A 7,829-nucleotide genomic window follows, 5' to 3' on the forward strand; every position below is an offset into this window, starting at 1 on the left:
CCGGCCGGCACGCCGGCCTGCGCGGAGCCCATGCCCGATGCCGACGACGGCTGGGTGGTCACCCGGTACGCGGACGTGGTGACGGTGCTGACCGACCCGCGGTGCGTGGTGCCGGTCGCGTCCGGCGGGCCGGTGGGCACCCTCGCCTGGCTGCGCGGGGCGGTCAGCCGGTTCAGCGCGCCGGACCGCCACCCCGCCCGCCGGGCGGTCGGCGTCGCCGCGTTGGCCGAACTCGACCCGGATGACCTGCGCGGGGCAGCGGCCCGCCGCACCGAGCAGACGCTCGACGCGGTGGCGACGCGGCGCCGGATCGACGTGATGGCCGGGCTTGCCCGGCGCGTACCGCTGGAGGTGCTGGCGGCGCGGATCGGCCAGGCCGATCCGGCGGCGGCCGGGGCGGCGGTGCCGGCGGTGGCCGCGGCCTACCACCCGGGTGCCGACCCGGCGGCGGTGGCGCGCGCGGACCGGGCGGTGGCCGCGCTGCTGGCCCTGTCCCCGCCGGCCGCGCCCGAGGTCGCCGCGAACCGGATCGGGCTGCTGGTGCAGGCCTGTGACGCCACCGCGGGCCTGATCGGCGGGGCCGTCCGGTACGCCCCGGCGGTGCCGGCGGAGGTCTCCACCGAGGCCCTGCTGGCCGAGGTGCTGCGGCTCGACCCGCCGGTCCGGGCCACCCGCCGGGTGACCACCGCCGCGCTGCACCTGGCCGGCCGGGAGATCGCCCCGGACGCCCCGCTGCTGCTGCGGTTCGACGCGGCCAACCGCGACCCGGTCCGTTACGCCGAGCCGGACCGGTTCCTGCCCGGTCGGACGGATGGGGCGCTGACCTTCGGCGCCGGGCCCCGGGGGTGCCCGGGGGAGCGGCACGCCCTCGCCCTGGCCGCCGGGGTGGTGGACGTGCTCCGCCGCCGCTGCGCCGGGCTCGACCGACCGGTGCGCTACCAGCCGCAGCCCACCCTGCGGATCCCGACCAGCCTCGAGGTGACCGTCCGATGAACGACCGCGCCGCCGCCTTCCGCGACCTGCACCGGCCGGGCCGACCGTTGCTGCTGCCGAACGCCTGGGACCACGCGTCCGCCGCCGCCCTGGTGGCCCGGGGCCATCCGGCGATCGGCACCACCAGCCTCGGGGTGGCGGCGGCCGGGGGAAAGCCGGACGGAGTGGGTGCCACCCGGGCCGACACCCTCGATCTCGTCCGGCGGCTGCGCGGCCTGCCGGTGCTGCTCACCGTGGACATCGAGGACGGCTTCGCGGACGACCCGGCGGCGGTGGCCGACTACGCCGCCGAGCTGGCGGCGCTCGGCGTCGTGGGGGTGAACCTGGAGGACGGCCGCCCGGACGGCACGCTCGCCCCGGTGGACCTGGCGACCGCCAAGATCGCCGCGGTGAAGGCGGCCGTGCCGGGGCTCTTCGTGAACGCCCGCACCGACGCCTGGTGGCTGGCCGTACCGGCGCCCCTCGACGAGGCCCTGCACCGGATGCGCGCCTGGCGGGCGGCGGGCGCCGACGGCTGCTTCGTGCCCGCCGCGCCGGACGACCTGGTCGGCCGGCTAGTCGCCGAGGCCGGTCGGCCGCTCAACGTGCTGTACCGGCCCGGTGGACCGGACCTGGCCGCGCTGGGCCGCCTCGGCGTGGCCCGGGTCAGTACCGGCTCCCTGCTGTTCCGGGCCGCCCTCGGGGCGGCGCTGCACGTCGCCGACGCGGTCCGCGCCGGGCGGGACGCCGGCCTGCCCGCGGCACCGGCGTACGGGTGGGTGCAGGCGCTGTCCGTGCCTGAAGATGCTCCTTAGAGGGAGATGGGAAGATTGTTCGGGGATCTACCGGTCTCGGTGATTACGGTGTGTTTCAGGTTTCATCACGCCGTGTCCTGCCCGGAGAGGGGACCCGACCATGCGAGTGCCCAGCCGAAGCCCCGGCCCGCAGCCCGGGCCCGCCGTCGCGTCCACCGCCCCCACCCGCCGGCGGCCGCCGACCATCGACCGCCGGCCCGCGCCGAACCCGCCCGACCTGGCCGCGTACCGGACCGCGGTGGCGGAACTGCTGATCGAGGTGGGCGCCCTCGCCGACGCCCCGTCGACCACCGCCCGGCAGGTGCTGCTGGACCAGCGGCTGCGGGAGCCGGCCATCGCCAGGGTCCTCGCGGCCACCCCGCAGGGGCTCGTCGGCGCCCGGGAGACCCTGCTGCTGGAGATGGCCCGCTACCAGCCCAACACCCGCAGCTCGGCGCACGACCTCACCGCGCTGGTCCGGATCTACCTGCTCTCCCGGATCGACGTGATGTGGTGGGGGGACGACCCGGTCTTCCTGACCGACGGCCAGGTCAACACCAGCACCGACCTGGTCGACCTGGAATGGCTGCGCCGCCGGGGACTGCTCGCCTTCCGCTACCAGGAGCAGCCCGCGACGCTGGTCGGGCGGGGCCTGCGGGCGGTCCGGCGGCGGCTGCTGCCCGGTGCCACCCCGCAGACCGCCGGGCTGATGTTCCGCCGGGCCCGGCGCGAGGTGGTGGCCCTGCTCAACGACATCGCCCGCGCGTTCGCCCTGGCCACTCCGCCGGGCACCCCGCCACTCTGGGTCACCAGCCTGGCCCGCAGCGCCGAGCACCAGTACCGGCTGCGCCGCCTCGGGTACGCCGCCATGGTGCCCAGCGGACACTGCCTCGGCTGGGCGGCGGACGTGGAGATGGCCTGGTTCCGCCGCTTCGGCGTCCGGGACACCCTGGCCGAGCTGCTGCTGGCGCGGCAGGAGGCCGGCGAGGTCAACGTGGTGGACGAGGGTCAGGCCTGGCACCTCTGCCTCGCGCCCGCCGCCCGCCGCCGCTTCCGCCGGGCGTACGAGGCCGAGATGGGGATGTGAGCGGCAATGTGCGGGATAGCCCTGAGCGTCGGCCCCGAGGCGGACCCGGCCACCTTCCGTCGGATGCTCGCCGTCCTCGCCCCGCGTGGTGAGGTGACCGAGACCCGGCAGGAGAACGGCCTGCTCGCCGGCGTGCGCCGGCTGCGGATCGTGGACCGGGAGCGGGCCGTGCAGCCCTGGGTGTCGCCCGACGAGCGGCACGTGCTCTGCTACAACGGCGAGATCTTCAACCAGCACGAGCTGCGCGCCGAACTGACCCGGCTCGGCTACGCCTTCCGCAGCGCCGGCGACACCGAGGTGGTCCTCGCCGCGTTCCGGCAATGGGGCGAGGAGGCGGTGCGCCGGCTGCGCGGGGAGTACGCCTTCGTCGTGGTGGAACGGGCCACCGGCCGGGCGTACCTGGCCCGCGACCCGCTCGGCGTGAAGCCGCTCTACTGGTCGCGTGGGCCGGGTTGCCTGAACCTGGCCTCCGAGATCAAGGCGCTGGTCGGGCACAACGCGCCGATCCGTGAGGTGCCCCCCGGGCACCACGGCTGGGCCGAGCCGGATGGGCCGGTCCGGCTGCGCCCGTACCTGGACCTGTTCGGCCTCGGCGCCGGGGCGCCGGTGATCGACGACCCGGACGAGGCCGCCGCCCTGGTCCGCGCCGCGCTGACCGACAGCATCCGGGTCCGGCTGGACACCGACCTGACCGTCGGGGTGGTCCTCTCCGGCGGACTGGACAGCTCGCTCGCGCTGCTGCACGCCCGGCAGCTGCACCCGGACTGCGTGGCGGTCACCGTCGGGGTACCGGAGAGCCCGGACGTCGCGTACGCCCGGCGGCTCGCCGCCGACCTGGGCGTGCCGCACGAGGTGATCGAGCTGCGCCCGCGGGACATCCGGCTGGCCGACGTCCGGGAGGCGATCCGGGTCTCCGAGCTGACCGAGTACGGGGACATCATCAACGCGGTGGTCACCGTGCCGATCTTCCGCCGGCTGCGGGAGCTGGGGGTCAAGGTGGTGCTCACCGGCGACGGCTCGGACGAGCTGTTCGGCGGCTATCCGATGTACCACCGGGTCGGCCCGGAACGGTCCCGGCGGCTCTTCCTCCACAAGATCCGCAACCTGTGCCGGACGGAGTTGCAGCGGGTGGACCGGGCCAGCATGGGGCACGGCGTGGAGGCGCGGTTGCCCTTCCTCGATCTGAGCGTGGTGGAGTTGGCGATGCGGCTCCCGCTCGACCTGAAGCTCCGCGACGGCCAGGAGAAGTGGATCGTGCGCCGGGCCTTCGCCGACCTGCTCCCGGACTACATCCGTCGGCGGCCGAAGAACCCGATGTCGTACTCGTCCGGGCTGCACGAGCGGGCCCGGCTCTACAAGCCGCTCTTCGCCCGGTTGCACCGTTCCTTCGGCTACCACCTGCTCGAACCCGTCCGCCGCGACTTCGACAGCGTGCTCAGCCGCTGCGGCAACGACCTGGACCGGGCCATCGCCGAGGGCCTGGCCCGGCCCGACTACACGGTGCTGGAGCACGCCCGCGACCTGGTCGGTGCGGCCCGGTGGAACGCCGCGCCGATGGTCCGGCGGCTGGTCAATCCGCGTCGGACCCGGGGCGGGGACGGGGCGCCGCTGCCCGGCTGAACGCCGTGGGTCGTCGGTCCGCGTCCTCGGCTCATCGACGCGGGCGGACCCGGGTCAGGACGTCCGTCGCCACAGCAACACGACCGCCGCCAGTCCGGGGATGCACGGAAGGACCTGCAGCCACCCCAGCAACGGCGCGAGACCGACGTCCCCGGAGGTGTCCTGGACGGTCAGCGCCGCAAGCGACGTGCCCACCGCCGCCAGGAACAGGCCGGTCGCCAACCAGCCGGTCCAGCCTCTGCCGGCGCGGGCCGCCCAGGCCGTGCCGAGCCAGCCCAGCAGCCCCAGCACCCCCACCACCGACAGGATCGCCAGGTACGCGGTGGCGGCGGCGTTGATCTCCGCCGGACCGTAGGTCGGATATCCCGCCCGGATGTGGTCCGCCAGGACGGTCGTGGTCGCCCGGTCGACGAACGGGAAAACGGCGGCGACCAGCGTGAGCAGCGCCCCGGCCCCGATCGTCGCGAACGTGGTCCGGTCACCCGGGATCCTGGCCACCGTCGTCATCACCCTGCCCTCATTCCTACGCTGTAGATTACGCCTCGAGGATAGACCCTGCGGTGTAGGTTTTGCACGAGGGAAAAAGGAGTGCCGTGACCAGACGCACCCCGGGGACACCGGCCGGGCTGACCCGCGAACGCATCACCGCGGCCGCGGTGGATCTGGTGGACCGGCACGGCCTGGAGGCGTTCGGGGTCCGCCGGCTGGCCACCGAGCTGGCCGTCGACCCGATGTCGATCTATCACCACATCAAGGGCAAGGCCGCGCTGCTGGACGCCGTGTCCGAAGCCGTCCTCACGGAGACGGCGCCCGACGCCATCGACCCGGATGGTCCGTGGGACGACATCGCATGGCGGGTGGCCCACGTCTACCGGAACATGGCCCTGCGGCACCCCCGCGTGCTCCCGTTGCTGGCCACGCGGGCCCAACGATCGCCGGTGGCCCTGGCCGCAGTCGAGACCCTGATCGCGGCGATGTTGCGCGACGGACTGCCCGACCGGGTGGCGGCCGACGCCCCCCTGGCGCTCTTCGGCTTCCTCAACGGTTACCTGCTCGCCACCGTGCGCCCCGCTCCCGAAGACGGCGCCACCAGCATGGACGACGTCGACGCGGACGCCTATCCCGCGTTGGCCGCCCTGGCGCCGCTGCTGGCCGGCTTCGGCAGCGAGGCCGAGTTCGAGCGGATGCTGGACATGGTGCTGGTCGGCATCCGGAGCCGCGGAGCCGACGGGACGGTCGCCGGCTGAATCGCCGACCGACATGATCGCCGAAACGCTGGTCGCCCGCCGCGGGCTTGACTCTGACACCGTGTCAGGGACGAGCGTGAGGGGGCCATGTTCACCATCGGAGAATTCGCCGTACTCGGCCGGGTATCGGTCCGGATGCTGCGCCACTACGACGGCATCGGCCTGCTTCCACCGGCCGTCGTGGACCCGCACACCGGTTACCGCTACTACCGCGCAGAGCAACTGGGCCGGCTCAACCGGGTGATCGCCCTGAAGGGCCTGGGGCTCACCCTGGACCAGGTTCGGGCCGTCCTCGACGACCGGCTCGACCCGGCCGAGCTGCGCGGGATGCTGCGGCTGCGCCGCGCCCAGCTCACCGCGCAGATCGCCGCGGACACCGTCCGGTTGGCCGGGATCGAGGCGAGACTCCGGATGCTCGAAACGGAGGGTCGGATGACCACGAAGGACGTCGTGCTCAAGGAGATCCCTACGGTGCGGATCGCGGAGCTGACCGCGGTGGCGCCGAGCTACGAGACGCCGGACATCGGTCCGGTGATCCAGCCGCTCTATCCCGAACTGTTCCGCCGGCTCGACGAGGCCCGCGTCCGCCCGACCGGGCCGGGCATCGCCTGGTACGAACCGGCCGGCGACGGGGAGGCGGTGGTGGTGCATGCCGGGGTGACGGTCGCCGTCGACCCGTCCACCGCCGCGGACGTCGCCGTCGTCGACCTGCCGGCGGTGACCACCGCCGCGACGATCGTGCACCACGGGTCGATGGACGAGGTCGAGGCCAGCATGGCGGTGCTCGCCCGGTGGATCGAGGAGAACGGCTGGCGGGCCGAGGGGTACGCCCGCGAGGTTTACCTCGATTACTGCCCGGAGAAGCCGGAGGAGGGCGTGACGGAACTCCAGATCCCGGTCTCCCGGCGGTGATCGGGGACGGGCTGCCCGAGGGTGGCGGGCAGCCCGTCCCGACCGGCTTCGACGGGGTCTACCCACTTCAGGGCGTTAAATGCGGAATGTCGGAAAGTCGAGCGCAGTGGGGGCGCGACGTCCGATTGCCGCCAGCATCCGCGGGCCGCCCCGGCCAGGCTGGGGGCATGACGACGGCACGCACCGGGTACCTGATCCAGCCGCTCCCGGCCGAGGCGCTGGCCGAGGTGCGGCGTACCGGCCTCGACGCGGGCGGGCGACCGGTGGAACGGACCACCGCCGAGGGCGGCGAGCCGCTGCGCTGCTGCCTCCGCGACGCCCACCCGGGGGAGCGGCTGCTGCTCTTCGGGTACGCCCCACCGCTGCCCGACGGGCCGTACCGGGAGCTCGGGCCGATCTTCGCGCACGACACGGACTGCCCCGCCGCGCCGGCGTCCACCGGGTACCCGGCCGACTGGCGGGGACGGCCGCAGGTGCTGCGCGCGTACGACCGGCAGGGCCGGATCGTGGGCGGCCGGCTGCACGACGGCCATGACCCGGAGGCGGTCGTGGCCGACCTGTTCGCCGACCCGGCGGTGGAGCGCCTGCACAGCCGCAACGTGGTGTACGGCTGCTACATGTTCGCCGTCCTGCGGGGCTGAGCCGCCGGGCGTGACCGGCGGTGGCCCGGGTATCAGCCGGACATGGCGGGACTGGACGCGATCGTCGTCGGGCAGGTGGCTCGGGACCTCGTCCTGCAGGTCGACGAGGTTCCCGGCCCGTCCGCGACTGCCCCGGTGCGCTGCCGCCGCGAACTGCTCGGCGGCAAGGGCGCCAACCAGGCGGTCGGGCTGGCCCAGCTCGGCGCCCGGGTCGGCCTGCTCGGCGTGGTGGGCGAGGACGAGGTCGGCGACCGGCTGCTGGGCCGGGCGCGCAGCGACGGCATCGACGTCGCCCCGGTGGTGCGCCGGCCGGACACGGCCAGCGCGCTGATCGTCGACGTGGTGGACACCGGGGCGCGCTGGCGCTACCTGGAGGACATCCCGGCGGCGACCCTGCTGAGCGAGGCGGACGTGGCCGCCGCCGAGCCGGTAATGCGGGCCGCCCGGGCGGTGCTCGTCCAGCTCCAGCAGCCGCTGCCGGCCGCGCTCGCGGCGGCCCGCTGCGGCCGTACCGCCGACCGGCCGGCGCGCCGTCGAGCACGACCAGCCGGTCGGC

9 protein-coding genes are annotated in these 7,829 nt (G+C 74.8%); 8 read left to right on the plus strand and 1 reads right to left on the minus strand.

The window, feature by feature from the left end:
- From ACWEVO_RS23000 to ACWEVO_RS23015, 4 genes are all read left to right on the plus strand, one after another.
- The coding region (locus tag ACWEVO_RS23000; RefSeq protein ID WP_452309592.1) for a cytochrome P450 at positions 1 to 993 on the plus strand (993 nt) is incomplete at its 5' end.
- Positions 990 to 1,787: an isocitrate lyase/PEP mutase family protein gene (locus ACWEVO_RS23005; RefSeq protein ID WP_452309593.1), complete on the plus strand. Its 798-nt coding sequence runs from the start codon at positions 990 to 992 to the stop codon at positions 1,785 to 1,787. The genes ACWEVO_RS23000 and ACWEVO_RS23005, both read left to right, overlap by 4 nt.
- A gap of 100 nt (positions 1,788 to 1,887) precedes the next feature.
- Positions 1,888 to 2,853 carry a hypothetical protein gene (locus ACWEVO_RS23010; protein WP_452309594.1) on the plus strand — a complete coding sequence of 322 codons (966 nt, stop codon included), beginning with the start codon at positions 1,888 to 1,890 and terminating at the stop codon, positions 2,851 to 2,853.
- Positions 2,854 to 2,859: 6 nt separating this feature from the next.
- Positions 2,860 to 4,473 carry an asparagine synthetase B family protein gene (locus tag ACWEVO_RS23015; RefSeq protein WP_452309595.1) on the plus strand — a complete coding sequence of 538 codons (1,614 nt, stop codon included), beginning with the start codon at positions 2,860 to 2,862 and terminating at the stop codon, positions 4,471 to 4,473.
- Between the two features lie 54 nt (positions 4,474 to 4,527).
- On the opposite strand, the gene ACWEVO_RS23020 is transcribed toward ACWEVO_RS23015, so the two are convergent.
- Positions 4,528 to 4,971, minus strand: a complete 444-nt coding sequence (locus ACWEVO_RS23020) for a hypothetical protein (protein ID WP_452309596.1) — start codon at positions 4,969 to 4,971, stop codon at positions 4,528 to 4,530.
- 95 nt (positions 4,972 to 5,066) lie between these two features.
- Here ACWEVO_RS23020 and ACWEVO_RS23025 point away from each other — a divergent pair, with 95 nt between their 5' ends.
- The 4 genes from ACWEVO_RS23025 to ACWEVO_RS23040 form a co-directional block, all read left to right on the plus strand.
- On the plus strand, positions 5,067 to 5,720 hold the full coding sequence (locus tag ACWEVO_RS23025; protein WP_452309597.1) for a TetR/AcrR family transcriptional regulator: 654 nt from the start codon (positions 5,067 to 5,069) through the stop codon (positions 5,718 to 5,720).
- Between the two features lie 87 nt (positions 5,721 to 5,807).
- Positions 5,808 to 6,632 carry a MerR family transcriptional regulator gene (locus ACWEVO_RS23030; RefSeq protein ID WP_452309598.1) on the plus strand — a complete coding sequence of 275 codons (825 nt, stop codon included), beginning with the start codon at positions 5,808 to 5,810 and terminating at the stop codon, positions 6,630 to 6,632.
- Positions 6,633 to 6,799: 167 nt separating this feature from the next.
- Positions 6,800 to 7,273 (plus strand): DUF1203 domain-containing protein, encoded by a 474-nt coding sequence (locus ACWEVO_RS23035; RefSeq protein ID WP_452309599.1) that lies wholly within the window; start codon positions 6,800 to 6,802, stop codon positions 7,271 to 7,273.
- Between the two features lie 42 nt (positions 7,274 to 7,315).
- Positions 7,316 to 7,829: PfkB family carbohydrate kinase (locus ACWEVO_RS23040; protein WP_452309600.1), on the plus strand; the 514-nt coding region annotated here is incomplete at its 3' end.

This window comes from Micromonospora sp. NPDC003776, assembly GCF_053605645.1.

Coding starts and splice junctions, on each gene's coding strand:
- ACWEVO_RS23005 (WP_452309593.1), top strand. CDS start 990: ATGAACGACCGCGCCGCCGCCTTCCGCGACCTGCACCGGCCGGGCCGA.
- ACWEVO_RS23010 (WP_452309594.1), top strand. CDS start 1,888: ATGCGAGTGCCCAGCCGAAGCCCCGGCCCGCAGCCCGGGCCCGCCGTC.
- ACWEVO_RS23015 (WP_452309595.1), top strand. CDS start 2,860: ATGTGCGGGATAGCCCTGAGCGTCGGCCCCGAGGCGGACCCGGCCACC.
- ACWEVO_RS23030 (WP_452309598.1), top strand. CDS start 5,808: ATGTTCACCATCGGAGAATTCGCCGTACTCGGCCGGGTATCGGTCCGG.
- ACWEVO_RS23035 (WP_452309599.1), top strand. CDS start 6,800: ATGACGACGGCACGCACCGGGTACCTGATCCAGCCGCTCCCGGCCGAG.